Genomic DNA, 26,316 nt, shown 5'->3' with positions numbered 1-26,316 from the left:
ACGCACGTCCACCGACCCCCTTTCCGCCCCGTCGGCCGCGAACGCAGAAGCCCGCCGGGTCCGCGGGATCGTCGCGGGCGCGCCCGGGGCGTATTGTGGTTCCGGTGCGTGAGGCCTGCGCGATCCCCCGGGATCGCCGCATCGCTTCCTACCGTGCTAGAGACGAGCGCCTCGGTGCCGAAACGATGCGTTCGCCGGTGAGCGGCTCCTCGGAGGTCTGTTGAGGGCCATGCGTCTGATTGTAAGTGTCCTGGCCCTGCTGCTTGGCGGCGGCGTGGTGGGCGCGGTTCTCCTGTCCGATCCCAACCGGGTCGAAGTCCCCTCCGAACCGGCGCCCCCCGATCGGCCGGAGCCGGACCAGACGACCTGTCAGGCGATCAGCCGGCCAGCCCTGAAGACGCGCGACGTCAGCCAGTTCGATATCGGCGGTCTGAAGCTGGGAATGACCCAGGAGGACACGCAGAAGATCATGGATTGCACCCACGCGATCGAGCGCAACATCTCCATGAAGGAGTGCGCCGCCGACCTGATCGCGTACGACCAACAATGGCGCGAGGCCCGCAAGCGCGGCGTGGTCAACACGCGGGTGGTGGAGCGCAACTGTCTGGCTTCGCTGAGCTGGCGCGAGCAGGATCGTCGGGTCACGGTCAACTTCGTGGAGGATCTGCCCGACCACCCGGGCCGGATGCTCATCTATCAAGTCTCCACCGAACAGGATGGGGCGGTCAACGAGGCGTCGCTTCAGATCTTCAGGAAGGCGCTCATTGGTAAGTACGGGCTGCCAACGTCGGACAGCAAGACCGACTTGATCTGGGGGAAATACCCGGACCCGCAGCTGCGGTTCTTTCCCTACGCGCAGTACTACCTCGATCTCGTGCATCGCGGCGGGAAGGCGGAGCGGGATCGCAGTCTGCTGAAGTTCGTGGGCGATTCCGCGCCGACCGTCGAGCCGCACCTCTGAAGCGTGTCCGCGCGCTCACACGATCGCAGGACCGCGCGCCCGAGGGGCACGCGGGTCCCGATGCGTCGGCGATGCGCCGCCTGGCCTTCTGAATAAAGAGTACGGAAGCCGTCCGGAACTTCGTCGAGCTTGAGATTTATCAATCTTTCCACGGACCCGCTGTCTATGGTTTCTCGCAAGGTCAATACCGCGGAGTAGATAGCGCATGCGGTTATTGCTGCAGGGAAATAATCGCTGAAGTCGTTCGGTCGGTCGCCCGGCGACCGGCGTGCGCGGCTGCGTCCGTGGTCCGGTCATCGTCGGGCCGGCCGCGCGATGAGGCGGTGTTTCAGTTCGAAGGGGCGGCCGACCACGCTGCCCAGGCCTGTCGAGCGTGCCGCGGGCCCGCGTTCCGCAGCACGCTTGTTACGGGGACGGGGTGTCCCGCCCTCGATTGACGACTCGATCACTGCGGGAGATGCGTATGGCGAGCCTACAGGCAGAACCGACATTCGCCGGGTCCAGCCTCAAGGGACCTGCGCTCAAGGGTTCGGGCCGCGGCGCCCTGCCGGCGGAGGGCCTCGCCAAGGCTGTCGTCCAGGCCCGCGTCCCGCGCCTTCGGCTCCTGTCGAAGGACATGCTCGTCATCCTGGTGGTGATCGACCTCGCCCTCGTCAGCGGCGCCGCGCTGCTGGGCGCGATCGGCTACCAGTTCGCCCTGGCGGGGCAGTTGCGCGACACCGAGATCTACGTCGCCGTGTCGCTGGGCTTGGCGGCCCTGACCGTCGTGACGATGATCCTGGACGGTGCCTACCGGGTCGAGCGGCAGGGCGACGAAGGCAAGCTGACGCGACGCGCCTTCTTCAGCTTCAACAGCGCCTTCTCGGTCCTGGTCTGCTTCCTGTTCCTGACCCATTTCACCGACTTCTACTCGCGCGGCAGCTTGTTCACGCAGTACGCCGCGGGGTGCGGCGCGCTGCTCCTCGGGCGGGTCGCGGCCGGCTGGCTGATCGCGACCGCGGTCCGCGCCGGTTACCTGGAAGCGCAGCGGATCGGCCTTATCGGCACCGCGCAGGCGATCGCCGCCTTCATGGTCAACCAGCCCGACCGGACCGCCCTGCGGTTCACCGCCTTCGAACTTCCCGACTGGGCTGTCTGCCCGTCCAGCGTCGCCGACGAGAACGAGCTGCACGACATCATCACCAGGAAGATCTCCGGCCTGCGCAAGGCGGCCGTCGAGGAGGTCGTCATCCTGATCCCGGAACAGGAGCGCGATCTCATCAACCGCCTCGTGCGCGGCTGCACCCACCTGCCGGTCGGGCTCAACCTGGTTCTCGATCACGAATTGTTCGATCCGCAGACGATCGAGGTGCGGCGGTTCGGCTGGAAGAACGCCGTCAAGCTCTGTCAGCCGCCGCTCTCGGCCCTCGATCAGGTGGCGAAGCGCATGTTCGACATCACGACGGCGATCGCCGGCCTCGTGGCTCTCGCGCCGCTGATGGTCCTCGTCGCGATCGCCATCAAGTTGGATAGCCAGGGCCCGGTCTTCTTCCGCCAGAACCGGCACGGCTACAACCAGCGGCCGTTCCGGATCACCAAGTTCCGGACGATGACGACCTTGGACGACGGTCCGGTGATCCGTCAGGCCACCGTCAACGATACGCGGATCACGAAGGTCGGCGCGATCCTGCGCCGGACGAACCTCGACGAGCTGCCGCAGCTCTTCGACGTGCTGCGTGGCGACATGTCCCTCGTCGGTCCTCGTCCGCACGCCCTGGCGCATGATTGGGAATTCGAGAGCAAGATCCCGGCCTACGCGCGCCGCCACAACATCAAGCCGGGGCTCACGGGTTGGGCGCAGATCCACGGGCTTCGCGGCGAGACGGACACCGACGACAAGATGCGGGCGCGGGTCGAGCACGATCTCTACTATATCGACCACTGGTCGCTGCTGCTCGACATCCGCATCATCATCACGACGATGTTCTCGTCGCGCGCCTACCGGAACGCCCGGTAAGGCCGCACGGAGCCCGGTCCGGCACCGCCCCGGCGCTCTGGCCTCGCCGCCGGGTTCATGGGAGCGCGGTCCGGTCGGGGACCCGCCGTCCGGATGTCTCGGCTGCCTGCCGGCTTCGCGGAGGCACGGCGATGTACGAACTGCTCTACGTCCTGGCGCTGGTCGGACCGATGGCGCTGTCGGCCATCGGCTTCGTCATCCTCCTGCGTCTGAGCGGCCTCGTCGGCGCGTTCCTCTTCCTGGCCACCACAGGTTCGCTTCTGGCGGTCAACCTGTGGCTCAGCGTCCTCGCGGCCGACGGCCATGGCGCCACCGACGGAGCCGCGCCCGCCGCGGAACCCATCGTCCACTGGTCGATGACCAACCCGCTCGTCCTTGCGAGTCTGGGGCTCTGGCTTCTGGTGGCCGGGGTCGGACGGCCGCGCCGTCGTCGGGCGCCGAACTGATCCGAAGCCCTGGCGGGCGTTTCAGCAAGGCTGGCGAACGGGGCCGCCCCGTCCGGGCGGACAACGCGCCTCATACCTCTCCAAACGCATTCCACCCTTTTGGAGGAATGGCGCTTTCCCCTTGTGAAGAAGGGGGAGGAGTGGGGGCCGTGCTCAAGGCGCTGGCACGCTTCATCCGCCAGCTGTCCAACGCCGAATCTGCGATCCCCGAAGGCCTCCTCACTTTGGGGGAGGGAATAGCCCCCCGCAGGCAAGCTGTGAGCATCGCGGCGCGTAGGGGGAGTGTGACGACCGCCGCTCCCCTTCGATGCAGGCGTGTGAATCCGGAACGGCGGCCGGAGCCACGCGGAGAGCACCCGACAAAATCGCGGGAGTCGGAACGCGCCGCATCTTCCATACACCCTCGGCTGATAGATCCGGGTGAGTCGCGCCACGGCTGACGGAGGCGTGCTGCGGCCGGTCACGCTGCTGAGGTGGAAACGGGAACATGAGAGAAGCGACGTTCCGCGAGATGGCAGAATGGATCGGCGCCGTGAGTGCGCATCGCGAGCCCGGCGTTCAACCGACCGTGCACATGGCCAGCGGCAAGACCTTCGCCTGCGTCCGACTCGGGATCACCGGTCATCTCGTCACGCTGCACCTCGCGGACGGCGGCCGGATCCGGGCGGATGTCGAGGCCGTCGAGGCGATCGAGGTCCCGTCCGTCGATTAGCCGGCTGCCGCAACCGGCATGGTGGCCCACGGATCGTCGCGACCGTAGCGCAAAGCGCCTCTGCCGCGCGGGACGCCACGCTCGCCGGAAGCAACGTCCGGATCGGCGCAGGCGCGCATCAGGACTGGACCACCGCGCCGCGGGTCCGACACGACGGCGGGGTCCTGTCACCTTGGGCCGGGACCTACTTGGCCCGTCCCTGAAGGGTGTTGTGCGGACGCGTCGACGACAGGTGACGCTTCACCGACACCATCATGCCATGGCCGCCGAGATACGACAGGCCCAGCGCGAGCCAGGGCTTCAGCTGGAACGGGTTCATGCGCACCGACAGCTTGTACAGGCAGCGCCCCGTCGTCAGGTTTCCGTGCGACGATTCCACGTTGCCCAGCTTGTAGGCCCGCTCCGAGAGGCGCTTCCCCACGAGCGGGATCAGCCGGGGCTCCTGAAACGCGACATGCATGGCCACGAAGGCGTGGTGTTTCATCAGGTGATCGCGCTTCGACGTGATCGCGCTGCTGTGAACACGCTTCCGTACGAGGCATTCGCTGGCGGCGGCAAGCCTGCCCTTGCGGGCGCAGCGGAAGAAGAAGTCCGTGTCCTCGAAGACCGTGATCGCCTCGTCGAAGCGGCCGACTTGGTCGAAGATCGCCCGGCGCATCAGCACGGTCGACGGAACGATGGGCGGATCGTTGAGGAAATAGTCGAGCGCCGTGTCGCGCGAGGTCGCGAGATCGCGCACGATGCCGTACTCGCTCTCGGTGCCCGGCCCGTCCTGGAACAGCTCGAAGCTCGTGTAGACCAGCGCCGTATCCGGGGCGGACTCGATCACGGCCATCTGGGTCTCGATCTTCCGCGCATCCCAGGTATCGTCGGCGTCCAGGAGCGCGATGAGCGGCGCGGCGGTCTGCGCGATGGCGTAGTTCCGGTTGCGGGCCAGACCGTTGGGCCGCGCCTCGGTGAACCGGCCGTTGAACAGGATCCGCACCCGCGGGTCGCGATCGGCGAGTCGGTCGAGGACAGCGAGCGTCGGCTGATCCGATCCGTCGTCGCTGATGATGATCTCTTCGATGACGTGGCTGGCCGACTGATCGAGGACGCTCTGCAACGCGCCCTCTACGTATTGTCCCTCGTTATAGCACGTGATGATGACGGCGATCTTCATGGCGGCCTCGATCGGCGGGAGGGGCGGGCTCATATCAGTGCGGCCGTGTCGGCGATGGACCATCCAGCCGCTCAGCTTGGGCTGCGAGCGAGGATCGGTCCGCATCGGGCCGCGAAGGCGATGTCGATCGGCTGCTGCGGGATCGGCAGTCCAGATCGCCGATCGCCGTACAGACGGGATCCCGGCGCCGGTTCAAGACTTCGATCGGTTCGAAACGGCGCGTTTCGTGACGCCTCGACGGAGGACGTGGGCCGCGCCAGGGGCAAACGGTGCCCCATCGGCGCAACTCCATAGGGCAGGCCCAGGCCAGGTCGACGTCGCGATAGGGGGCTTGGCCTGAGAGCGCAAACATCGGTCCTGGATCATCCCGGGCGCCCGGATCGGCCGAGCCCGCTGCCGCGGCCTCGCGTGCCGCCGAGAACTGCGGCACCGCGCGGAGTACCATGCGGGGGAAATCTCCCGGGGTCTTGATCTTTGTCAGGAGGCCGGGCGGGACAAGCTCTACGCTGCAGACTGGAAGCAACGCGACGTGTTGATGCCGGGATGAAGCGTAAGGTGTTCCTCGCTACAGAGAGGCGCACTGCGGAAATCGGTCATCGGGCGGATCCTGACCAGGATAAACGCTATCCATGGCAGTGCCTTTATGATTGGTGATTTTCACTCCGCGCGTATCGCCTCGCACCGGTTCGGGCTCGGTATCCGTCCCAACGATCTCGACGTCATCGGTACCGACGCCTTCGGGCGCCTCAAGGCCGAGCTCGACGCCGGCGTGATCGTTCCGCAGGGCATGCAGACCCTGACCGAACTCGTGATGCACAAGTTCCGCTGGGAGCAGTACCTCGCCTCCACGACCCATCGGCCGGCGTCGCAGGGCGCGACCATGGCGGGCATGGGCGCCCAGCCGCAGACCGAGGCGCCGCTGCCGGAAGGTGTCTATCGCCTCCCGGAAGGCCGGTTCTACGATGCGGAGGTCGAGGCGCGGCTGCAGATCCTGAGGGAGTCCGTGATCGGCTTTCCGGAACGGCTGGTCTGGTTCTGGAGCAATCACTTCGCGGTCGGTACGGCGAAGAGCGGCTGGCATCGCCTGACCGCCGGCGTCTTCGAGCGGGACGTCGTCCGGCCGCACGCCCTGGGCCGCTTCGCCGACATGCTGAAGGCCTCGACACGGCATTTCACGATGCTGACCTACCTCGACAACAACAACTCGGTCGGTCCCCACTCGGCACGGGCGCGGGCCGCGCGCGCGGCGGAGGGCCGCGGCCTGAACGAGAACCTCGCCCGCGAGATCCTCGAGCTGCACACGCTCGGCGTCCATGGCGGCTACAACCAGCACGACGTCGAAAACTTCGCGAAGATGCTCTCCGGCTGGACCGTGGGCGATATCCGGCAGGGTCAGGCCGCCGGCTCGTTCGTGTTCGACAACGCCGCTCACGAACCCGGCCCCAAGACGCTCCTCGGCCGAACCTATCGCGAGGCCGGCGTCGACGAAGGGTTGTCGGCGCTCGATCAGCTCGCCGCTGCCCCCGCCACCGCGCGCTTCATCGCCTTCAAGCTCGCCCGTCACTTCGTCTCGGACAACCCGCCGGGGACGCTGGTCGACAATCTGGCTCGCGTCTTCCAGCAGACCGGCGGCGACCTTCGCGCCGTCTCGTACGCGTTGATTTCGTCGCCCTCGGCGTGGGGACCGATGGTGAAGCTGCGCACGCCGCAGGAATTCCTGGGTGCCGCGCTGCGCGCGACGCAAGTCTCGGTTCCCGCGCGAACCTACACGCAGTTCCTCCGGGGGCTGGGCAACCGGATCTGGGACGTGCCCGGGCCGAACGGCTTCGCCGACATCGAGGACGCGTGGTCCTCGCCCGCGAACCTCAAGGGGCGGTTCGAAGTCGCGGCCGCCGTCGCCGAGCGTGAGAAGACGGGCCTGAACGTCGGCCAGCTGGCCGAATCGGTCGTCGGCGACGCCCTGTCGCTCGACACATCCGAGGCGATCAAAAACTCCTCGAACCGTCAGGAATCGGTCGCCGTGCTTCTGCTGTCGCCCGAGTTCCAACGCCGATGATGCGTTCGGGCAGACGACCCGCCGCATCGGTGGTGCGGTACGCGTCGGCGGCATCGTCCGGAAGGAGCCGGGGGCGTTCGGCACCCGCCGCGGGCCGGCCTCTCCGGAAGGCGGCCGCGTCGGTCGACATCCGGGGCGGCGCAGGCCGTTTCGCCCCGTCGGCGCGCCCGTGCTTGAGCCGCCGCGCGCAGTTACCGGTCGCATGCCCCGATGGCGCGGCCCATGGGCGGTCGATCGAGCCCAAATCCATCCGCTAGGAGGCTACGCATGGTACGTTTCACAGCACTCGACGGATGGCGTGGGCTGGCCGCCGTTCTGGTCGCCCTCTATCATCTCGGTCTGGCGGGACACTTCTACACTTGGGGAATGGTGCGAAACAGCTGGGTCTTCGTCGACTTCTTCTTCGTGCTGAGCGGCTTTGTCCTCGCCTACGGCTACAGCGCCAAGCTGCACGATCGGGGCGGGGTCGCCAAGTTCATCGTCCGGAGATTCGGCCGTCTCTGGCCGCTGCACATCTTCACGCTTCTGGTGCTGCTCGCCCTCGAGGTGATCAAGTACTTCCTCTTGGACGCGACCCGGCTGCCGGTGGGGGAGATCCCGTTCGAGAGCAGGCGGTCGATCCCGGCGCTGTTCTCCAATCTCATCCTGGTGCAGGGCGTCGGCTTCTTCGACTCCTGGACCTGGAACGGGCCGAGCTGGAGCATCAGCGCCGAGTTCTACACCTACATCCTGTTCGCCGGGCTGTTTCTGTATTTCTCGAAGAGAATGGGCTGGCTGTGCGCCGGCGTGAGCTTGGTGGCCGGCACGCTGCTGATGCTCCTGTATTTCTACTTCGACGTCAGCGAGTTCAGGGTCTCCCTGGTGCGCTGCATCTTCGAGTTCTTCGCAGGTGTCTCGACCTTCTATGTCTACGATCGTATCAAGGGCAGGGTCTGGAATTTCTACGGTCTCGAGATTCTTCTCGTGGTGGCCCTCGTCGGGCTGATGTCGACGCTGCCGGCTGAAGCATTGTTCGGCTCGGCGACTCCGTTCTTCTGCGCCATCGTCCTGGTCTTCGCCTTCGAGCAGGGTCCGATCTCCCGGTTCATGTCGAGCAAATGGGTCAACCGGCTCGGCCTGTATTCCTACTCGATCTACCTGACGCACTACCTGGTCATCGTCCTCGTCAACGCGTCCTCACGCGTGGGCGAGCGGCTGTTCCACATTTCCCTGCGGGAATGGGTCGTGGTGGACGGCAAGGGGAACGACGTGCTCACCGCCGGTGGACCCTGGGTCCAGGATGTCCTCGCGCTGCTCGTGATCGCGCTGACGGTCGCGGTCGCCTCTCAGACCTACAAATTCGTCGAGGTACCCTGCCAGGCCTATTTCAACCGGCTCGCCGAGCGGATTCCGGTGCGCGGACGTGGCGCCCGCCAGGATGATCGGCTCGCGGGTCTGGCCATCGAGGCGCCGAACGTTGCCGGGCAGCCATGATCCCGACGGTCCGTCCCTGAGCCGCGCGGGATCGCGGAGGTGCCGCACCGGTCGCCTCCGCGGTCGAACGGTCGGACCCGCACCGCCGCGATAGGGGACGCCCGCCTATGGGATGGTGCGACAGGCTTGACCGCACTGTCCTGCCGACCCACTTTCCGTCCGCTGGGGGCGCAGCGGGATACGAACCGATGATCGATCTCTATTACTGGCCGACGCCGAACGGCCATAAGATCACGATGTTTCTCGAAGAGGCCCGCGTTCCTTACCGAATTCAATCGGTGAATATTGGTAAGGGTGAGCAGTTCAATTCGGAATTCCTGAAAATCGCTCCCAATAACCGCATGCCGGCGATCGTCGACGATGCGCCGGCCGATGGCGGCGCGCCGGTCTCGCTGTTCGAGTCGGGGGCGATCCTACTCTACCTCGCCGAGAAGACCGGGCGCTTCATCGCCACCGACCTGCGCGGCCGGGCCGAGGTGCTGCAATGGCTGTTCTGGCAGATGGGCGGCCTCGGGCCGATGCTCGGCCAGAACCATCACTTCTCGCAATACGCACCGGAGAAGATCGATTACGCGATCAAGCGCTACGTCAACGAGACCAACCGGCTCTACGGCGTCCTGGACCGCCGCCTCGCCGACCGCGCCTTCGTGGCCGGCCCGGATTACTCCATCGCCGACATGGCCTGCTACCCGTGGATCGTGCCGTGGGAAAAGCAGGGCCAGACCCTCGACGATCACCCCAATCTGAAGCGCTGGTTCACCGCCATCGCGGAGCGGCCCGCCACCCAGGCGGCCTATGCCCGCGCCCCCGAGGTCAATCCCGACCACGGCAAGACCATGAGCGAGGACGCCAAGAAGGTCATGTTCGGCCAGACCGCCGCGACCATCAAGCGCTGACCTCGCTCATGACCGGCACGCGGATCGCGCTCCCCCTACGGGTGATCCACCGGGGCTGGAACACCTTCGGGATCGCCACGCTGACTTTGGCCGGCGGCAGCACGGTCCCGCGGGTGCTTGAGGATCACGGCGAGGCGGCCTGCGTGCTGCCCTACGACCCCGGGCGGCGGGTCGCGCTGCTCGTCCGGCAGGCCCGGGTCGGGCCGGCCTTCTGGGGCGAACCGGCGGAGCTCGACGAGGCCCCCGCCGGTGGCCTGGACGGCGGCGCGCCCGAGGCGACCGCGATCCGGGAGGCGATGGAGGAGGCGGGCGTGACCCTGCGCCGGCTGGAGCCGGTGGCGCACGCCTACAGCATGCCGGCCGTCTCCTCCGAGCGGCTCTGGCTGTACCTCGCGTCCTACGGTCCCGCGGATCGGATCGGCCCCGGCGGCGGCCTGCACGAGGAAGGCGAGGAGGTGGTGGCCATGGAGGTACCGCTGGCCGACTTGGCGGATCAGGCCCGCACGGGCCGACTGCCCGACCTCAAGACGCTGGTGCTCGTCCAGGCGCTGATGCTGCGCAGCCCGGACCTGTTCGCCGCATGACCATCCCGGCCGATCTCCCCGAGCGGGATGTCCTCGCGCGGATGCTGGACTTCGCCGCGGAGGCGGCTCCGCTGGCGCTGGCGTTGCGCGCGGCCGGGCTCGCCATGACCAACAAGGGGCCGGATCTCGGCCAAGCTCTGACCGAGGCCGACCTCGCGGTGAGCCGCCTCCTGAACGAGCGCTTCGGCCCCGACCTGATCGAGGAGGAGACCGCCGACGCCCTCGGACGCGACGCCGCCCGGGCGATGCTCGCCCGGGAAGCCTGGACCTTCGTCGGCGACCCGATCGATGGCACCCGGCCGTTCGCCGGTGGTCTCCCGGGTTGGGGTGTGATGGTGGCGGCCTGCCGCGCGGGCTGGCCCCGTGCCGGCGTCTTGAGCCTGGCCGCCTGGAACGAGGACCGAAGCCGTCCGGCCCGGAACGAGCCCGCGGAAGCCGCCAGCGGGATCCTGCTCGCGGCGAGCGGCGGCCGGGCCTTCTGGGCGCCGACCCGGGGCGGGCGCCCCACCGAGGCGCTGCAGCCGCTGGAGCGGCCGGCGCGTCGGACCGGCCATGTCGGCTGGCTGGCGGTGGCGGCGCAACGCTTCACCCTGGATTACGGGAAGGGCTGGTTCCCCTGGGGCGAGGGCGGCGCGATCTCGGACGCCGCCCTTCTGGCGACCGGCCGGCTCGATGCGACCCTGAGCAATCACCGACTCTGGGACCTTGCCCCGCTGCTTCCCCTTTTCGAGGCGCTGGGGTTCCGCCTCTACCACTGGCCCGATCTCGGCGAGCCGCCGGCCGCCCTCGCCGACCTGTTCGACGCGGACCTGTCCGCCCACGACGATCTCTGGCTGGTCTGCCGGGACCGGGCGCAGGCAGAGGATCTGGCGGGAGCGATCCGCCGGGCCTAGCCGACGCTTCCGAGGGGTTGTGTCCTTCGTGGGACAACACGCCGAGACGGGGACGCCGCACCGATCCGGTGCGACGCCCCCTGCGATCCATCCGCGGTGGGCCGGCCGGGACGATCAGTTCAGCGTCGCGTGGACCGGCCGGCGCTCGGCGCCGACCGTGACGTCGCCGATCATCAGGCCCATCGGGCCGGCGGTGATCGACACCGTCTCGCCGTCGTGGATCTTGCCCGAGAGGACCAGCTCGGCCAGCGGGTCCTGGACGTTCTTCTGGATCACCCGCTTCAGCGGCCGCGCCCCGTAGGCCGGGTCGTAGCCCTTGTCGGCGAGCCAGGTCTTGGCGTCCTCGTCGACCGTGAGGGTGATCTTGCGCTCGTCCAGCAGCTTCTGCAGGCGCCCGAGCTGGATCTCGACGATCGCCCCCATCTCCGACCGCGCGAGGCGGTGGAACAGGATGATCTCGTCGACCCGGTTCAGGAACTCCGGCCGGAAGTGGCTCCGCACCACGCCCATCACCTCCTCGCGGACCGCGTCGGTGTCCTGGCCCGCGGGCTGATTCACCAGATACTCGGCCCCGAGATTCGACGTCATGATCAGCAGCGTGTTGCGGAAATCGACCGTCCGCCCCTGGCCGTCCGTGAGCCGCCCGTCGTCGAGCACCTGCAGCAGGACGTTGAACACGTCCGGATGCGCCTTCTCGACCTCGTCGAACAGCACGACCTGGTAGGGCCGGCGCCGCACGGCTTCCGTGAGCGCGCCGCCCTCCTCGTAGCCGACGTAGCCGGGAGGGGCGCCGATCAGCCGGGCGACCGCGTGCTTCTCCATGTACTCGGACATGTCGATGCGCACGAGCGCCGTGTCGTCGTCGAACAGGAAGCCGGCCAGAGCCTTGGTCAGCTCGGTCTTGCCGACGCCGGTCGGGCCCAGGAACATGAATGAGCCGATCGGCCGGTTCGGGTCCTGCAGCCCGGCGCGGGCACGCCGGACCGCGGTGGACACCGCCTCCACCGCCTCGCGCTGGCCGACGACGCGCCTGGCGAGTGCGTCCTCCATGGCCAGCAGCTTCTCGCGCTCGCCCTCCAGCATCTTGTCGACCGGCACGCCGGTCCAGCGGGAGACCACCCCGGCGACATGGGCGGGCGTGACCGCCTCCTCCATCATGGCGTCGCGGCCGTTCTCGGACTTGGCCTCGATCTCGGCGAGCTGCTTCTCCAGGCCGGGAATCACCCCGTAGGCCAGCTCGCCCGCGCGCTGGTACTGGCCCTGGCGCTGCGCCGCCGCCAGATCGTTGCGCGCCTCGTCGAGCTTCTTCTTCAGGCCGGCGGCGGTGCCGAGCTTGTCCTTCTCGGCCTTCCACCGGGCGGTGATCGCCGCCGACCGCTCCTCCAGGTCGCCGAGTTCCTTCTCCAGCCGGACCAGCCGGTCGCGGGAGGCGGAATCGGTCTCCTTCTTGAGCGCCTCGGCCTCGATCTTGAGCCGGACGATCTCGCGGTCGATGTTGTCGAGCTCCTCCGGCTTCGAATCGACCTGCATGCGCAGGCGCGAGCCGGCCTCGTCCACGAGGTCGATCGCCTTGTCGGGCAGGAAGCGGTCGGTGATGTAGCGGTTCGACAGCGTCGCCGCCGCCACCAGGGCCGAATCCTGGATGCGCACGCCGTGGTGCTGCTCGTACTTCTCCTTGAGGCCGCGCAGGATCGAGACCGTGTCCTCCACGGTCGGCTCCGACACGAAGACCGGCTGGAAGCGCCGGGCGAGCGCCGCGTCCTTCTCGACGTGCTTGCGGTACTCGTCGAGCGTGGTCGCGCCGACGCAGTGCAGCTCGCCGCGGGCAAGTGCGGGCTTGAGCAGGTTCGAGGCATCCATGGCCCCGTCGGCCTTCCCGGCGCCGACCAGCGTGTGCATCTCGTCGATGAACAGGATGATACCGCCCTCGGCCGCGGTGACCTCGGAGAGCACGCCCTTCAGCCGCTCCTCGAACTCGCCGCGATACTTCGCGCCGGCGATCAGCGCGCCCATGTCGAGGGCCAGCAGGCTCTTGTCGCGCAGGGATTCGGGCACGTCGCCGTTGACGATGCGGAGCGCCAGGCCCTCGACGATCGCGGTCTTGCCGACGCCGGGCTCGCCAATGAGGACCGGGTTGTTCTTGGTGCGCCGGGACAGGACCTGGATGGTCCGGCGGATCTCCTCGTCGCGGCCGATCACCGGGTCGAGCTTGCCGTCCCGGGCGGCCTCGGTGAGGTCGCGGGCGTACTTCTTCAGGGCGTCGTAGGCGTTCTCGGCGGAGGCGTTGTCGGCGGTGCGGCCCTTGCGCAGGGCGTTGATCGCGGCGTTGAGCGAGGCGGGGGTGACGCCCGCCGCCTGGAGCGCGCGGCCGGCCTCGGACTCCTTCTCCACCGCCAGGGCGAGGAGCAGCCGCTCCACGGTGACGTAGGAATCGCCCGCTTTCTCGGCGGCCTTCTCGGCGGTGTCGAACAGGCGCATCAGCTCGCGCGTCGCCTGCGGGGCGGACGCGTTGCCGGAGACCTTCGGCTGCTTGGCGAGCCACTGCTCGGTCTGGGCCAGGGCCACGCGCGACTGGCCGCCGGCGCGGTCGATCAACCCGGCGCAGAGGCCCTCCGGATCGTCCAGCAGGACCTTGAGCAGGTGACCCGGCTGAAGCTGGGGATGCCCCTCGCGCATCGCGAGGTTCTGCGCCGCCTGCACGAAGCCGCGGGCGCGTTCGGTGTACTTTTCGAAATTCATGCACAACCCTCTCGTGCCGGCATCCGCCGCCCGATGAGAGGCGCGGCGCCACCGAAACGTCGCCCTCCGGCATTCCACCGCGCGAGGACCCCGGCGCCGTTGTGGCCGCCGGTATGCTGCATGTGGTGTTGCAATTGAGCACCACAAGGGGTCTGAAGACCCTTGCGCGAGGGGTCGTTTCGGGGCCACGCTCGGCGCATGACCGATGCGATTCTCGTGAGCGCCCTCTACCGCTACCCGGTGAAGGGTTTGAGCCCCGAACCGGTCGAGCGGGCGGAGCTCGAGACCAGCGGCTACTTCCCGGGCGACCGACTCTACGCCATCGAGAACGGGCCCTCGGGCTTCAACGCGGTCGCGCCCCGGCACCAGCCGAAGACCAAGTACCTGATGCTCATGCGCGACGAGGCCCTGGCCCGCCTGCGGACCCGCTACGACGACGCCACGGCGACGCTCACCGTGGAGGGCCATGGCGAGCCGCAGGCCTTCCGCCTCGACACGGAGGCCGGCCGCGACGGATTGGCCGACCTGATGCGGCAGTTCATCCCCGAGAGCCTGCGGGGCGAACCCAGGGTGCTCGCCGCCCCGCCACAATACCGGTTCACGGATTCGGCGACCGGCTACGTTTCGCTGATCAACCGGGCGAGCGTGACGGCGGTTGAGGACTACCTCGGTGCCGCAATCGACCCGCTGCGGTTCCGCGGCAACCTTCTGGTCGACGGGCTCGCGCCCTTCGCCGAGCTGGACATGGTCGGGCAGGTGGTGGAGGCGCCGAGCGGTCTGCGGCTCAAGATCACCAAGCGGACGGTGCGGTGCGCCGCCACCAATGTCGATCCGGTCAGCGGGGTCCGCGACTGCGACATCCCCTGGACCCTCGACGCCCGTCTCGGTCACCGCGACCTCGGCGTCTACGCCGAGGTGATCGCCGGCGGGGCGCTGGCCAAGGGCGACGCGCTGCGGCGGGTCGGCTGACGGACGCGGCGCCTCAGAGCCGCGACACGTAGGCCGCCAGATCCTTGATGTCGGCTTCGCTCAGCTCCTGCGCGACCTCGTTCATCGCCGGATCGTAGCCGGGCCGGGCGTTCGACTTGTAGCCGGCCAGCGCCTTGGCCAGATATTCCTCCCGCTGCGCCCGGATCCGCGGGATCGCGTCGCGCCCCGCGAGGTCGGGGCCGTGGCAGGAGGAGCATTGGTGCTTGGCGACGAGCGCCTGCGCCCGCTCCGTCAGGCCGGCCTCTTCGGGAGCCCCGGACCGAGCCGGCGGCGGCAGCGTCGCCACCGCATCGGCGTAGGCCCGCAGGTCGTCGTCGGAGAACCCGGCGGCGACGTCGTTCATCGGCGGCGCCTCGCGCTGCTTCTCCCGGAACTGGAACAGCTGCGTGACCACGTAATCCGGGAGCTGGCCGCCGAGCGAGGGCACGCCCTCGGTCTCGGAGGTGCCCGCCCCGTGGCAGCCGATGCAGGGCGCGAGGCGCTCCGGCATGGCCGCCTCCGGGGCGGCGCGGGCCGCACCCGCCGCCAGAAGCGCGCCGAGGGCCGCGGCCAGCCCCCGGGCCACGCAGGGACGCCGGCGCATCACTGGCCGTAGCTGACGCGATAGATCGCGCCGTTGTAATCGTCCGAGACGAGCAAGGACCCGTCCTTGGCGACCAGGACGTCGACCGGCCGGCCGGCATATCGGTTGTCCTGAAGGAAGCCGGTCATGAACGGCTCGACCTTGGCGATCTTGCCGTCCGGTCCGAGCCTGGCCACCACCACGTCGCCGCCGAGCTTGGTGGTGCGGTTCCAGGAGCCGTGCCGGGCGACGAAGATGGCATCGCGGTAGGCCTCCGGGAATTGCGTGCCGGTGTAGAACCGCAGCCCCAGCGAGGCCGTGTGCGGGCCGAGGAGCGCCGCCGGTGCGGTGAATTCCGCGCAGGAATGGCCCCAGCCGTATTCCGGATCGGTGAAGGTGCCCTGATGGCAGAACGGGTAACCGAAATGCTGCTTGCCCGGCTCGGTGAGCACGTTCAGCTCGTCGTTCGGGATGTCCTCCGAGACCCAGTCGCGGCCGTTATCGGTGAACCAGAGCTGCTTGGTCTTCGGGTTCCAGTCGAAGCCCACCGTGTTGCGCACGCCCCGGGCAATGACCTCGGCGTTCTTTCCGTCGAGGTCGATCCGGCGGATCTGCGCGTGGGTGTCGGGCGGCATCAGGATGTTGCCCGGCGAGCCCACCGGGACGTAGAGCTTGTTGTCCGGGCCGATGGCGATGAACTTCCAGCCGTGGGCCTCGTCCTTCGGGAGGTCGTCGTACACGAGGGTCGGCTTCGCGGCGCCGTCGAGGTGCTGGGCGATGTCGTCGTAGCGCCAGATCTTCGAGAGTTCGGCGACGTAGAGCGCGCCGTCGTGGAACGCGACGCCGTTCGGACGGTGCAGGCCCGTCGCGATGGTCTTGACCGGGCGCTTGCCGTCCGCATCCGGCTGCGGCAGCACCGCGTAGACCTTGCCCACCGTGCGGCTGCCGACGAACACGGTCCCGTCCGGGGCCTGGGTCATCTCGCGGGCGTTGGCGAGGCCGCTGGCATAGACCTCGACGTGGAAGCCCTCGGGCACCTTGAGCTTGTCCAGCGGCAGCTTGGCGGCGGCGGTCGCCAGCGGCGGCCCGGCGACCGGCGCGAGCTTGGCCGCCGCACCACCCTCGGGGCGGCCGTAGAGCGCGTCGCCGCGTTCGACCTTCACGCTCGCCGGCGGAGCGGCGGTCGCGGGCGTCTCCTGCGCGTGTGCGGCCTGCCGGCCGACGATTCCGAGGCCCAGGCAGGCCAGGGCGGCCGCGAAGGTGTGGGTGAGGACCGGCTTGTAGATCGGCGTCATGATATCTCCCACTCCGGCCGGCATCTCGGGGCCGTCCGTTTTTCTGCACTCATAATTCAACTTCTGGGCTCAGGCGGCGACCTGCGCAACGCGCCGGGACGCGACATCGCGGTGCAGACGTAACCCGATACGGGACTACCGAAGCGGCGGGTCCGTGCGGGCGCGCGCCACGGACCGGTCGGCGTCCTCCCGCAGGAGCAGCCTGTCGGCGACCAAGGCGTCGGCGGCGCGCGCCACGGCGTCACCGTAGGTCGACCGGTCCGGATAGCGTTCGGCCAGGGAGAGGCGCGGGTCACCCGTCGCGTCGCGCTCGGCCTTCGTCGCCGCGAAGGGCAGCAGGCTACCCTCCCGGTCGCACAACGCCCCCGCCGGGAACGGCTCCGCGTAGAGGTTCCAGCCGGTATGGGTGCCGGTCGGGACCGCGACCTCGGGCAGGCGGATGCCGGCGACATCCTGGCCGTCCGCGTCGACGCGCGGGACCAGGGGGCGGTACTGAAGCCCCGCCTCGGGATGCGGGTCCAGGTAGGTCGGGAACCGCGGAATGGTGTTGACCGTGGTGGCGATCGCGGGACCCCGGACGTAGGGAAAGCCCGTGGCGGTCGGCTCGACGAGCGTGCCGTCCGACAGGCGCGGCACCCGGCTCGGCGGCGGCTGCCGTCCGTCGCGGACCCATTCCTCCAGATCGACCATGAGCGCCCGGAGCGCCGGACCGGGATTGAGCGTGTTGCGGGGGTTGGCGCAGGGTCCCGCGTCGGAGACCAGGCCGGAGCGTCCGTAGTGGAAGCCTCCCGCCACCAGATAGGCGCGCGCGGTGTCCGGGAGGTCGATGTCGACCCGCCCGAGCGGATCCGTGGTCAGCAGCGAGGCGCCCTTCTGCCAGTACTCGGTCTCGGTGTTCACCTCCATCCAGAGCGGATCGAAGCCGTCGCCGCGCAGCAGCGTGCCGCTCTGTCCGGTCACCGGGTCGTGCTGCGTGGCCGCCGAGAACGGGAAGGCGTTCTCCGGGTACAGGTGATCCTCGTGCTGGGTGTTGGTCCGCGAGGGCTGGCCGAAGCGCGCGTTGAGGAAGACCCCGCCGATCCCCGAGATATGGGCCAGCATCCCGTCGAAGACCCGCGTCCCGGTCTCGTCCTGATTGAAGCCGAGGTGGATGAAGTCGCGTAGAAATCGGCCGCTCTGCGAGATGCCCAGGGCGAGCGCGCGCTGCACGCCACCGGCCGGATTGTCCGTGGCGTGTCCGCGGAGGTAGGCGACCACGTCCCGCGTGGCGGCGAAGCCGAGGCCCAGGACCTTGGGCCCGACCGCCTGATAGGTGAGCTCGTAGAGGGATCCGGGCTGGGGCTTCGTGCCCGCGGGCAGCAGCATGAGTTGGCGCGGTCCCGCGAAGGTCCAGGCCTCCCGCGGCACCGGCCGCGGCGGATCGGTCTCCCGGCGCCGGACCGTGAGGGTCGCGCCGGGCTGGTCCGTCCCGGCCGCCGCGAAGGTGAGGTAGAACGGCGCCTCCGTGGGGCCGCGCGTCCCGCTGACCAGTTCGTCCCGCACGGTCTCGACGATGGGTTTGCCGTCCCGGGTGGCCACCGGCACGTCGATCGCCATGCCGCCGTTCTGGCGCAGGGCGTCCGCCTCCCAGCCGGACCAGACCATGGTGTAGCCGCGGTTCAGCGCGAGGGCCGTGCCCGCATCCCGGGCTGCGCGCGGCTCGTTGACGGCCTGCCCGGCCTGGGCGGGGGCGTCCATCACCCAGTTGAACAGGAACTTCCGGCCGCGATTGAGCACCTCATAGAGGAGCGTGCCGCTGCCGCGCGTCGGATCCTTCGGGCGCAGGATGAACAGGTCGGTGCGGTACTCCACGCGGCCCCGCGCGTTGCGCGGCGCCAGCGCGATGTCGGCGATGCCGGCATTGGCCGGGTCGGCCGGATCGATCTCGCCGCGGGCGGACCCGACGACCCGCTCGTAGGCGCCCGCCGCCCCGAACTCCGCCCCGTCCGCGAAGGGCTCCACCGCGGTGATGTCGATGCCGACGATCCGGGCCGCGGCCGGGGCCGCGGCGATCGGCACGAGGCACAATGCGGCAGCGCAGGCGCGCATGCGCCCGATGCGGATGGACATCCCTGAACCTCCCCAGGTCTTTATCGCTCTTCGACCGATGGGCCGCGGCGGTTGTATAAGACGGCTTCTGCTGTCGGGTGTCGACAGCATTCGAAGAACCGGTATTTCACGTATGCGTCCGCGCGCATACAGGGCAAGGCGCATCGGTCCCGGATCGCTGGCCGCGCGGTCGCCTTGCGTTTTGGCGGGCGATCTCCGAAAACGCCTCCCGTCCGGGAAGCTTAGGCTTGGCCGGGGCCGCTGGCCGCCGGCCGGAGCCCGGCCGACGCGGCGTTCCGATCCGGTTCGAGGGCACGGTTCGATGATCGATTACGCGCAGGCGCGGCGGATGATGGTCGACTGCCAGTTGCGGACCTTCGACGTGAACGACAACGCGGTGCTGGACGCCTTCGACACCGTTCCGCGCGAGGCGTTCGTGCCCAGGGGCCGCGAGCCGTTCGCCTATATCGACCAGACCCTGAGCTTCGGCGAGGCGGGCGGCGAGCCCCGCTGCATGCCGGCGCCGATGGTGCTGGCCCGGATGATCCAGGCCCTTCGGATCCGGCCGGGCGTCGCCGCCCTGGACGTGGCCAGCGGCACTGGCTACGCGGCGGCGATCATGGCGCAGCTCGGTGCGCAGGTGACGGCGCTCGAATCGGTTCCCGACCTCGCCGCGACGGCCCGCGCCCAGCTCGGCGCGAAAGCCGAGGTGGTGGAGGGCCCGCTCGCCGCGGGCGCCCCCCAGCGGGCGCCCTTCGACGTGATCCTGATCAACGGCCGCGTCGAGGTCCGGCCGCAGGCGCTGCTGGACCAGCTCAAGGACGACGGCCGCCTGGTCTGCGTGATGGGCCCGCACCGCAACGCCAAGGTGACGCTGTTCGTGCGCGCCGGTGACGCCTTCGGGGCCCGCCCGCTGTTCGATGCGTCGCTGCCCGGCCTCGACGCCTTCGCGGCCGAGGCCGGCTTCGCGTTCTGAAGGCCGATCCGGATCGCCGGCGCCGGGGAGCGATCCGGGACTGCGATTTGTCTTCCGGCGTCCCACCGCCCCGGGTCGTTCCGCCGCGCCCGCGATGACGCGGGGCGAAGCCGGGCTCGCCCTCAGCCCCGACGGTAATCCGCCATGCGGGCCCGGCGGGCGCTCCGGCGATACGCCATGACCGAATCGGGCCACAGGCTCGTGTTGCGCCCGTTGGCGTCGAGGTACCAGCTGCGGCAGCCGCCGACCTGCCAGATGCTGTCGGCCAGACGGCGCCGGATCCGGTCGAGGAAGCGCCCCTGCGCCTCCGGACGGACCTCGATGGAGCGGTCGCCCGTCTTCAGGGCCTTCAGGCAATCGAGGACGTGCTGCACCTGGATCTCGATCATCGATACGACCGAGTTGTGCCCGAGCCCGGTATTGGGCCCGAGCAGCATGAAATAGTTGGGAAAGCCCGCGACCGTGATGCCCTGATAGGCACCCATGCCGTCGGCCCAAGCCTCCGTCAGCCGCAGGCCGTCGCGGCCGACGAGGTCCATCCGCGCGAAGCTCGCGGTGACGTCGAACCCGGTGGCGTAGACGATCACGTCGAGCGCGTGGCTGTGCCCCGTCTCGGTGGTGATGCCGGTCGCGGTGATCCGGGCGATGCCGTCCGTCTCCAGGCTCACGTTCGCGCGCTGCAGCGCCGGGTAGAAATCGTCCGAGATCAGCACGCGCTTGCAGCCGAGCCGGTAGGGCGGCGTGAGCTTCGCCCGCAGGGCCTCGTCCCGCACCGCCTTGGCGAGGTGCCGGCGGGCGAGCCCTTCGGCCTGGGCGGTGAGCTTCGAGACCTTGGTGAAGCCCAGAAGGGCGCGCACCTCGTGCAGCCAGAACAGCCGGGCTCGCTCGAGCCGCCGGACCAGCGGCAGGCGCCGGTAGCGCGCCCTGGACCGCGCCGGGATGGCGTGGTCGTGCCGGGGCATGATCCAGGGCGGCGTGCGCTGGAACAGGGTGAGGTGGGCGGCGACCTTGGCGAGTTCCGGCACGACCTGGATCGCGCTCGCGCCCGTGCCGATGATGCCGACGCGCTTGCCCGCCAGGTCCACGGCATGATCCCAGGTCGCGGTGTGGAAGGCCGGCCCCGCGAACGCGTCGCGGCCCGGGATGTCCGGATAGGCCGGATGGTGCAGGCCGCCCATGCCGGAGACGATCGCCCGGGCCTCGATCGGCCCGCGGTCGGTCTCCACACGCCAGAGGGCGCGGGCCTCGTCCCAGGTGGCGCCCGTGAACGTCGTCCCGAGCCGGATCAGGGGCATCAGCCCGTACCGCTCCGCGGTCTCCCGCAGGTAGGCCAGGATCTCCGGCTGCGGCGCGTACATCCGCGTCCAGTCCGGCTTCGGCGCGAAGGACAGCGAGTAGAGGTGCGAGGGAATATCGCAGGCCGCCCCCGGATAGGTGTTGTCGTGCCACGTCCCGCCGATGCCGTCGCCCTTCTCGATCACCTGCAGCGGGCCGATCCCGGCCTGCCGGCAGCGGATCGCCATCGCGAGTCCGGAGAAGCCGGCGCCGACGATCAGCACGGCGAGCTTTTCGCGGGCGGGTCCGGTCATGGTGCAGGGCTCCGGGCCTGTGCCTGGGGCGCCGGCGCATGGGCCTTCAGGAACGCCGCGGCCTCGTCGAGGGAGGTGCGCGCCTCCGGCAGCACGCCGGCGGCGAATTGCCAGGCATGGGAGACGACGGGGAAGACCCGCAGGGTCGTCGCGACGCCGGCCGCCCGGGCCCGTTCCGCCATCCGGACGGAATCGTCGCGCAGGACCTCACGCTCGCCCACGTGGAACAGCAGGGGTGGATAGCCGGTGGGATCGGCGTAGATCGGGGAGATCCGCGGATCGGCCGGGTCGGCGGCGCCGAGATACATCGACCGGATCGCGGCGAGCGCCTTCGGGTCGAACATGGCGTCCCGCCACGCGTTCGTGACCCGCGAGCCCGCCTCGGACACGAAGTCGGTGGCCGGGGAGAACAGGGCGGCGGCCCAGGGCATGGGCAGGTTGCGGGCGCGGGCCTCGCCCATCAGCACCAGGGCTAGGTTGCCGCCGGCGGATTCGCCCGCCACGCAGGCCGCGCCCTCGGCGCTGAAGGCGGCCCACACCGCCATCACGTCCTCGAGGGCTGCCGGGAACGGATGCTCGGGCGCGAGGCGGTAATCGGGGACGAAGATCGTGAAGCCGCGGTTCGCGAGGGCGCCCGTCACGGGACGGTGCGTGCGCGGCGAGCAGGCGATGAAGCCGCCCCCGTGGATGTACAGCATCCGCCGTCCCGGTCCCGCCTTGGGGCGGACCCACTCGCCCCGGACGCCGCCGACGATGCCGGCCTCGTAGCGGACGCCCTTGGGATCCGGGAAGGTCGGCGCCTCGAAGATGCGGCGGAAGGCGGCGGCATCCCGCGCCTTGGCCAAGGGTCCGCGGACCCGGCTGCGGATCATGTAGGCGCCGATATAGGCGCGCAGGCTGGCCATCTCAGAGGCTCCCGCCGGAGAGTCGCACGATCGTCTTCCAGTAGCCCACCGGCATGAGCCGCTGGATCAGCGCCGCGTTCCGGGCATCCTTGCCGATGACGACGCGCGGCGCCCGGGCCTCGATGCCGCGGATGATCGAAGCCGCGGCCTCCGCGGGGGCGAGGGTCAGGAGCTTGCCGAAGGCCTCGCGGGCTTCCTCGTCCTCGACCGCGGCACGGCGGGCCGCTTCGGGGTCGCTCGGCGGACGCCGGCCGCGGGCGTTGCGGGAGATCCCGGTGGCGACGCCGCCCGGATGGACCACCGTGACGCCCAATCCGGTGCCGGCATATTCGTGGCGCAGCGCCTCGGAGAACCCCCGTACGGCGAACTTGCTGGTGCAGTAGGCGACCTGACCGGGCGGCGCGATCAGACCGAACAGGCTCGACAGGTTGACGATCTGCGCGGCCGGGCGGGCGCGCAGCATCGGCAGGAAGGCGTGGCACATCCGCACGACGGCGCGCAGGTTGATGTCCATCAGCCATTCGAAATCCTCGAGATGGGTCTCGTCGAACCGGCCGCCGAGGGCCACGCCGGCGTTGTTGATCAGGATATCGAGCCGTCCGAAGCCATTCTCGAGCCATTCCGGGAGCGCCCGGATCGCCTCGGCATCCACGAGGTCGACGACCCGGGTCTCGACAGCCGCGCCGGCGTCGCGCGCCGCCCGCGCCGCCGCTTCGAGGCCGACGGCATCCCGGTCCAGCAGCAGGAGGCTGCAGCCCCGGGCCGCGAGCCCCGCCGCCAGGGCGGCTCCGATGCCGCTCCCCGCACCGGTGATCAGCGCGACCGCGCCAGCGAGCTGGAACTTCTGCGCCACGTCGCGCCTCCCGGGTCGCCGGTTGGTCCGGACCGTCCCGGAGGGATAGAACCAGCCCCGCGGATTGTCTAGGGTAGGCACCCTAGCCGCCGGATGGACGGCGCTCGCGCCCCTTCCGAGACGAGGTTGCACACGATGTCCCGTGGCCGCGCAGCACCGCAGGACGAGGACGCGGTCGCCCGTGAGCCGCCGCGCACGCGCGCCAGGATCCTCGCGGTCAGCCTGGCGCTGTTCAACGCCCGGGGCCTCGGTCAGGTCACCACCGCGGAGATCGCCGCCGCCTCGGGGATCCGCGAGGGAAACCTGCAGTACCACTACCCGCGCAAATCCAACTTGGTCGAGGCCGTCTTCGCGGCGTTCGAGGCCGAAGCGGTGGCGGTGGCCGGCCGGTTGCCGCCGGATCCGGCCGCCGCGGAGGCGCTGCTCGCCTATCAGCGGTCGTGGTTCGACCTGATCTGGCGCTACCGCTGCGTCTATCGCGACGGCATCGCCATGGTGGAGATCGCCCCGACTCTGCGACCCCGGATCCATGCCCTCCGGGCCGAGACGCAGGCTCTGGCCCGGGGCGTCTTCGAGGCGGCCGTGACGGCGGGTCGGCTGCGGATCGGGTCGGACGCCCTCGGGCGGCTCATCGACAACGCCTGGATCGTCTCCAGCCACTGGATGAACCACCGCCCCCAGGGCGGCGCCGCGCTGACCGAGGCCGACCTCGACTGGGGCTTCGCGCAGGTTCGCGCCCTCTTCGCCCCGTATCTGGCACCCGATCGCCCGGATTGACCGCTCCTGGCCCGAACCTTCCATAGGGTCCAGCCAAGCTCGACCCGAAGGACCCGATGTCCGACCGCCTGATTCATGCCGGCCTCAGCCTCTTGGTCCTGCTCGCCGTCGCGGTGCTGTTCTCCACGAACCGGCGCGCCATCAGTCCCCGGGTGGTCTTCGCCGGACTCGCGCTGCAGGTCGGGCTCGGCGCCCTGATCCTGTTCCTGCCGGCCGGTCAGGCGGCCCTGAGGTCCGCCGCCGACGGGGTCGCCGCGGTGCTGTCCTACGGCGACCGCGGCACGGCCTTCCTGTTCGGCGGCCTCGTCGAGCCGAAGATGTTCGAGCTGTTCGGCGGCGCGGGCTTCATCCTGGCGCTGCGGGTGCTGCCGCAGATCCTCTACGTCTCCGCGCTCATCGCCGTGCTCTATCATCTCGGGCTGATGCAGGTCCTCGCCCGGGGGCTCGGCGCGGTGCTGCGCCGGATCCTCGGCACCTCGCCGATCGAGTCGTTCTCGGCGGTGATCACCATCGCGATCGGCCAGAGCGAGATCGCGGTGGCGCTCCGGCCGTTCCTGGCGCTACTGACCGGCGCCGAGCTGTTCGCCGTCATGTCGAGCGGGGCGGCCTCGACGGCCGGATCGATCCTGGCCGGCTACGCGGCGCTGGGCGTGCCCATGACCTACCTGCTCGCGGCCTCGATGATGGCGATCCCGGGCGGCCTGCTCTACGCCAAGATCCTGGTTCCCTCGACGGAACCGACCCGGATCACCACCACCCGGGTCGAATTCGGCGAGCGGCGCGCGGCCAACCTCATCGAGGCCGCGGCCGACGGCACGCAGAAGGGGCTCGCGGTGGCGGTGGCGGTCGGCGCCATGCTGATCGCCTTCGTGGGGCTGATCGCGCTGGCCGACGGCCTCTTCGGCTCCCTCGGCGGCCTCGTGGGATACCCCAACGCCTCCTTCGAGCGCGTGCTCGGCTGGGCGCTCAGCCCCCTGGCGTGGCTTCTCGGCGTCCCGTGGGAGCAGGCGGCCCTGGTCGGCGGCGCCATCGGCCAGAAGCTCGCCTTCAACGAGTTCCTGGCCTACGCCAACCTGTCGCCGACCCTGAAGGCCGGCAGCCTCGATCCGCGCTCGCAGGCGATCGTCTGCTTCGCCCTGTGCGGCTTCGCGAACTTCGCCTCGATCGCCATCCAGCTCGCGAGCTTCTCGAGCCTCGTCCCGGAGCGTCGCTCCGAGGTCGCCCGCTACGGGCTGCGGGCGATCCTGGCCGGGACGCTCTCGAACCTCACGAGCGCGGCGATCGCGGGTCTGTTCGTGGGGTGAAGGGTCAGGCGCCCTTGCGCGCCACGAGCAGCAAGGCGTTCGGCCGCGTCCGCTTCGGCACCGGCAGCCAACGGTCGAGGAAGGCGCCGATCCGATAGGCGACGGCGAGCGCCAGCACCCAGCGCCAGGTCTGGCGGAAGAAGCGGTCGCGGCAGCGGACCGGGGTCACCTTGGCCATCCAGTGGATCAGTGAATCGTGCCGGTCCATGCCGATTGCGTGGACCGCCTCCGGCGTGCAGCCCAGCGTTCCGGCCAGCGCCTCCAGGGCGGCGGGCGTCCACCACGTCAGGTGATGGGGCGGCGCGTTGATGACGAAGTTCGGGATCGTGGTGTTGGGCGAGGGCCAGAGCGGCGTGCCGATCAGGACCAGCCCCCCGGGCCTCACGCAGGCCGCCAGGGCCCTGGCGAAGCCCAACGGATCCGCCACGTGCTCGATCACTTGGAAGGCGCAGGCCACGTCGTAGACCGGGCCGAGGCGGGCCGCGTGGGCCTCCACGGTCTCGTCAAGGATCGCGCCGGTGGGATCCTCGGCGGAGAAGTTCGGGTCGAGGCCGGTATAGGCGGCATTCGGCACATAGGCGCGGAACCCGCCATGGCCGCACCCGACATCGAGCACCCGGGCGCCGTCGGCCACATGCGCGGCCGCCCGTCGAAATTCGAGCCGCTCCGTCGCCGGCCCGGCGAGCTTGTCGTGCGCCGCGATCTGTCCGTAGAACACCCGGTAGAATGCCGCGTCGCCGGCCACGGGCGGATCGAAGAAGATCAGGCCGGTAGGCGATTCCCACAGCCGGAAGGTCCCGGCGGGCAGCAGCAGCTTGCCGACATCGACGCGGCCGGAGAAGCGCCAGAGCAGCGTGAGGAAAGCCGCGTCCAGACGCTCGATGCAGCGCCGGGCGGGCGCGCCGGTGATCGGGCAGGGCGGGATCGTCCGATCGGCCGGGTATGCGCTGTCCGCCAAATCCGTCCCCGCTCGCTCCGCAGACGGTGGTCGCCTGCCCGGGCGTCAGCCGGTCAGGTTTCGGCGAAGGCGTCAAGCCGGTCCGCGCCGGTGCCGGGGGC

At 69.8% G+C, this 26,316-nt stretch carries 22 protein-coding genes; 13 read left to right on the top strand and 9 right to left on the bottom strand.

Annotated elements, in window-relative coordinates; translation table 11 throughout:
* Positions 1-229: 229 nt before the first annotated feature.
* The 4 genes from MKL01_RS29840 to MKL01_RS29825 all read left to right on the top strand — a co-directional run bounded on the left by MKL01_RS29840 (position 230) and on the right by MKL01_RS29825 (position 4,115).
* Positions 230-961 (top strand): hypothetical protein, encoded by a 732-nt coding sequence (locus MKL01_RS29840; RefSeq protein ID WP_243908804.1) that lies wholly within the window; start codon positions 230-232, stop codon positions 959-961.
* Positions 962-1,424: 463 nt separating this feature from the next.
* Positions 1,425-2,957, top strand: a complete 1,533-nt coding sequence (locus MKL01_RS29835; RefSeq protein WP_243908803.1) for an undecaprenyl-phosphate glucose phosphotransferase — start codon at positions 1,425-1,427, stop codon at positions 2,955-2,957.
* 131 nt (positions 2,958-3,088) lie between these two features.
* Positions 3,089-3,403 carry a hypothetical protein gene (locus MKL01_RS29830; RefSeq protein ID WP_243908802.1) on the top strand — a complete coding sequence of 105 codons (315 nt, stop codon included), beginning with the start codon at positions 3,089-3,091 and terminating at the stop codon, positions 3,401-3,403.
* A gap of 487 nt (positions 3,404-3,890) precedes the next feature.
* Complete coding sequence (locus tag MKL01_RS29825) at positions 3,891-4,115, top strand: hypothetical protein (RefSeq protein WP_243908801.1); 225 nt, start codon at positions 3,891-3,893, stop codon at positions 4,113-4,115.
* Positions 4,116-4,299: 184 nt separating this feature from the next.
* On the opposite strand, the gene MKL01_RS29820 is transcribed toward MKL01_RS29825, so the two are convergent.
* The gene (locus tag MKL01_RS29820) at positions 4,300-5,310 is read right to left on the bottom strand and encodes a glycosyltransferase family 2 protein (RefSeq protein WP_243908800.1); all 1,011 of its coding nucleotides are present in this window, start codon (positions 5,308-5,310) and stop codon (positions 4,300-4,302) included.
* A gap of 610 nt (positions 5,311-5,920) precedes the next feature.
* On the opposite strand from MKL01_RS29820, the gene MKL01_RS29815 reads away from it, so the two are divergent.
* The 5 genes from MKL01_RS29815 to MKL01_RS29795 all read left to right on the top strand — a co-directional run bounded on the left by MKL01_RS29815 (position 5,921) and on the right by MKL01_RS29795 (position 11,179).
* The gene (locus MKL01_RS29815; RefSeq protein WP_243908799.1) at positions 5,921-7,333 is read left to right on the top strand and encodes a DUF1800 family protein; all 1,413 of its coding nucleotides are present in this window, start codon (positions 5,921-5,923) and stop codon (positions 7,331-7,333) included.
* A 267-nt stretch (positions 7,334-7,600) separates the two neighbouring features.
* Positions 7,601-8,806 carry an acyltransferase family protein gene (locus MKL01_RS29810; RefSeq protein ID WP_243908798.1) on the top strand — a complete coding sequence of 402 codons (1,206 nt, stop codon included), beginning with the start codon at positions 7,601-7,603 and terminating at the stop codon, positions 8,804-8,806.
* Between the two features lie 188 nt (positions 8,807-8,994).
* Positions 8,995-9,702: a glutathione binding-like protein gene (locus MKL01_RS29805; RefSeq protein WP_243908797.1), complete on the top strand. Its 708-nt coding sequence runs from the start codon at positions 8,995-8,997 to the stop codon at positions 9,700-9,702.
* A gap of 8 nt (positions 9,703-9,710) precedes the next feature.
* Positions 9,711-10,286: an NUDIX domain-containing protein gene (locus MKL01_RS29800; RefSeq protein WP_243908796.1), complete on the top strand. Its 576-nt coding sequence runs from the start codon at positions 9,711-9,713 to the stop codon at positions 10,284-10,286.
* The gene (locus MKL01_RS29795) at positions 10,283-11,179 is read left to right on the top strand and encodes an inositol monophosphatase family protein (RefSeq protein ID WP_243908795.1); all 897 of its coding nucleotides are present in this window, start codon (positions 10,283-10,285) and stop codon (positions 11,177-11,179) included. Before MKL01_RS29800 ends, MKL01_RS29795 begins: the two co-directional genes overlap by 4 nt.
* Positions 11,180-11,293: 114 nt before the next feature.
* Here MKL01_RS29795 and clpB read toward each other — a convergent pair whose 3' ends face one another.
* Entirely contained in the window at positions 11,294-13,918 is a 2,625-nt protein-coding gene (gene clpB / locus MKL01_RS29790; protein ID WP_243908794.1) for an ATP-dependent chaperone ClpB, read from the bottom strand.
* A 198-nt stretch (positions 13,919-14,116) separates the two neighbouring features.
* On the opposite strand from clpB, the gene MKL01_RS29785 reads away from it, so the two are divergent.
* The gene (locus MKL01_RS29785) at positions 14,117-14,887 is read left to right on the top strand and encodes an MOSC domain-containing protein (protein WP_243908793.1); all 771 of its coding nucleotides are present in this window, start codon (positions 14,117-14,119) and stop codon (positions 14,885-14,887) included.
* 13 nt (positions 14,888-14,900) lie between these two features.
* On the opposite strand, the gene MKL01_RS29780 is transcribed toward MKL01_RS29785, so the two are convergent.
* The 3 genes from MKL01_RS29780 to MKL01_RS29770 form a co-directional block, all read right to left on the bottom strand.
* Positions 14,901-15,491 carry a c-type cytochrome gene (locus MKL01_RS29780; RefSeq protein ID WP_243908792.1) on the bottom strand — a complete coding sequence of 197 codons (591 nt, stop codon included), beginning with the start codon at positions 15,489-15,491 and terminating at the stop codon, positions 14,901-14,903.
* Positions 15,491-16,765, bottom strand: coding sequence for a PQQ-dependent sugar dehydrogenase (locus MKL01_RS29775; protein WP_243908791.1), 1,275 nt, complete (start codon positions 16,763-16,765; stop codon positions 15,491-15,493). The genes MKL01_RS29780 and MKL01_RS29775 overlap by 1 nt, the downstream gene beginning before the upstream one ends.
* Before the next feature lie 135 nt (positions 16,766-16,900).
* Positions 16,901-18,853: an alpha/beta hydrolase domain-containing protein gene (locus MKL01_RS29770; protein ID WP_313901498.1), complete on the bottom strand. Its 1,953-nt coding sequence runs from the start codon at positions 18,851-18,853 to the stop codon at positions 16,901-16,903.
* 322 nt (positions 18,854-19,175) lie between these two features.
* Here MKL01_RS29770 and MKL01_RS29765 point away from each other — a divergent pair, with 322 nt between their 5' ends.
* Positions 19,176-19,829 (top strand): protein-L-isoaspartate O-methyltransferase family protein, encoded by a 654-nt coding sequence (locus MKL01_RS29765; protein WP_243908789.1) that lies wholly within the window; start codon positions 19,176-19,178, stop codon positions 19,827-19,829.
* 122 nt (positions 19,830-19,951) lie between these two features.
* Here the strand turns inward: MKL01_RS29765 and MKL01_RS29760 are convergent, their stop codons facing one another.
* The 3 genes from MKL01_RS29760 to MKL01_RS29750 are packed head-to-tail and all read right to left on the bottom strand — an operon-like array spanning position 19,952 to position 23,176.
* The gene (locus MKL01_RS29760; protein WP_243908788.1) at positions 19,952-21,418 is read right to left on the bottom strand and encodes a flavin-containing monooxygenase; all 1,467 of its coding nucleotides are present in this window, start codon (positions 21,416-21,418) and stop codon (positions 19,952-19,954) included.
* On the bottom strand, positions 21,415-22,323 hold the full coding sequence (locus MKL01_RS29755) for an alpha/beta hydrolase (protein ID WP_243908787.1): 909 nt from the start codon (positions 22,321-22,323) through the stop codon (positions 21,415-21,417). Before MKL01_RS29755 ends, MKL01_RS29760 begins: the two co-directional genes overlap by 4 nt.
* A 1-nt stretch (position 22,324) precedes the next feature.
* On the bottom strand, positions 22,325-23,176 hold the full coding sequence (locus MKL01_RS29750) for an SDR family NAD(P)-dependent oxidoreductase (RefSeq protein ID WP_243908786.1): 852 nt from the start codon (positions 23,174-23,176) through the stop codon (positions 22,325-22,327).
* Between the two features lie 135 nt (positions 23,177-23,311).
* Here MKL01_RS29750 and MKL01_RS29745 point away from each other — a divergent pair, with 135 nt between their 5' ends.
* Together MKL01_RS29745 and MKL01_RS29740 are read left to right on the top strand one after the other, a co-directional pair.
* On the top strand, positions 23,312-23,953 hold the full coding sequence (locus MKL01_RS29745) for a TetR/AcrR family transcriptional regulator (protein WP_243908785.1): 642 nt from the start codon (positions 23,312-23,314) through the stop codon (positions 23,951-23,953).
* Positions 23,954-24,009: 56 nt separating this feature from the next.
* Positions 24,010-25,257: a NupC/NupG family nucleoside CNT transporter gene (locus MKL01_RS29740; RefSeq protein ID WP_243908784.1), complete on the top strand. Its 1,248-nt coding sequence runs from the start codon at positions 24,010-24,012 to the stop codon at positions 25,255-25,257.
* A 4-nt stretch (positions 25,258-25,261) separates the two neighbouring features.
* Here the strand turns inward: MKL01_RS29740 and MKL01_RS29735 are convergent, their stop codons facing one another.
* Entirely contained in the window at positions 25,262-26,215 is a 954-nt protein-coding gene (locus tag MKL01_RS29735) for a class I SAM-dependent methyltransferase (RefSeq protein ID WP_243908783.1), read from the bottom strand.
* Between the last annotated feature and the right edge of the window lie 101 nt (positions 26,216-26,316).

The sequence above is a fragment of the Methylobacterium sp. J-070 genome, from assembly GCF_022829385.1.
Lineage (GTDB): Bacteria > Pseudomonadota > Alphaproteobacteria > Rhizobiales > Beijerinckiaceae > Methylobacterium.
Note: the sequence above shows the minus strand (reverse complement) of the source record. Positions and strands in the feature narration are given on the sequence as shown.

Excerpts from the sequence above, each read along its gene's own strand:
- MKL01_RS29765 (WP_243908789.1), top strand. The coding sequence starts at position 19,176 with ATGATCGATTACGCGCAGGCGCGGCGGATGATGGTCGACTGCCAGTTG.
- MKL01_RS29780 (WP_243908792.1), bottom strand. The coding sequence starts at position 15,491 with ATGCGCCGGCGTCCCTGCGTGGCCCGGGGGCTGGCCGCGGCCCTCGGC.
- MKL01_RS29830 (WP_243908802.1), top strand. The coding sequence starts at position 3,089 with ATGTACGAACTGCTCTACGTCCTGGCGCTGGTCGGACCGATGGCGCTG.
- MKL01_RS29820 (WP_243908800.1), bottom strand. The coding sequence starts at position 5,310 with ATGAGCCCGCCCCTCCCGCCGATCGAGGCCGCCATGAAGATCGCCGTC.
- MKL01_RS29760 (WP_243908788.1), bottom strand. The coding sequence starts at position 21,418 with ATGACCGGACCCGCCCGCGAAAAGCTCGCCGTGCTGATCGTCGGCGCC.
- clpB (WP_243908794.1), bottom strand. The coding sequence starts at position 13,918 with ATGAATTTCGAAAAGTACACCGAACGCGCCCGCGGCTTCGTGCAGGCG.
- MKL01_RS29825 (WP_243908801.1), top strand. The coding sequence starts at position 3,891 with ATGAGAGAAGCGACGTTCCGCGAGATGGCAGAATGGATCGGCGCCGTG.
- MKL01_RS29835 (WP_243908803.1), top strand. The coding sequence starts at position 1,425 with ATGGCGAGCCTACAGGCAGAACCGACATTCGCCGGGTCCAGCCTCAAG.
- MKL01_RS29800 (WP_243908796.1), top strand. The coding sequence starts at position 9,711 with ATGACCGGCACGCGGATCGCGCTCCCCCTACGGGTGATCCACCGGGGC.
- MKL01_RS29840 (WP_243908804.1), top strand. The coding sequence starts at position 230 with ATGCGTCTGATTGTAAGTGTCCTGGCCCTGCTGCTTGGCGGCGGCGTG.
- MKL01_RS29775 (WP_243908791.1), bottom strand. The coding sequence starts at position 16,765 with ATGACGCCGATCTACAAGCCGGTCCTCACCCACACCTTCGCGGCCGCC.
- MKL01_RS29795 (WP_243908795.1), top strand. The coding sequence starts at position 10,283 with ATGACCATCCCGGCCGATCTCCCCGAGCGGGATGTCCTCGCGCGGATG.
- MKL01_RS29745 (WP_243908785.1), top strand. The coding sequence starts at position 23,312 with ATGTCCCGTGGCCGCGCAGCACCGCAGGACGAGGACGCGGTCGCCCGT.
- MKL01_RS29805 (WP_243908797.1), top strand. The coding sequence starts at position 8,995 with ATGATCGATCTCTATTACTGGCCGACGCCGAACGGCCATAAGATCACG.
- MKL01_RS29740 (WP_243908784.1), top strand. The coding sequence starts at position 24,010 with ATGTCCGACCGCCTGATTCATGCCGGCCTCAGCCTCTTGGTCCTGCTC.
- MKL01_RS29785 (WP_243908793.1), top strand. The coding sequence starts at position 14,117 with ATGACCGATGCGATTCTCGTGAGCGCCCTCTACCGCTACCCGGTGAAG.
- MKL01_RS29755 (WP_243908787.1), bottom strand. The coding sequence starts at position 22,323 with ATGGCCAGCCTGCGCGCCTATATCGGCGCCTACATGATCCGCAGCCGG.
- MKL01_RS29770 (WP_313901498.1), bottom strand. The coding sequence starts at position 18,853 with ATGCGCGCCTGCGCTGCCGCATTGTGCCTCGTGCCGATCGCCGCGGCC.
- MKL01_RS29815 (WP_243908799.1), top strand. The coding sequence starts at position 5,921 with ATGATTGGTGATTTTCACTCCGCGCGTATCGCCTCGCACCGGTTCGGG.
- MKL01_RS29810 (WP_243908798.1), top strand. The coding sequence starts at position 7,601 with ATGGTACGTTTCACAGCACTCGACGGATGGCGTGGGCTGGCCGCCGTT.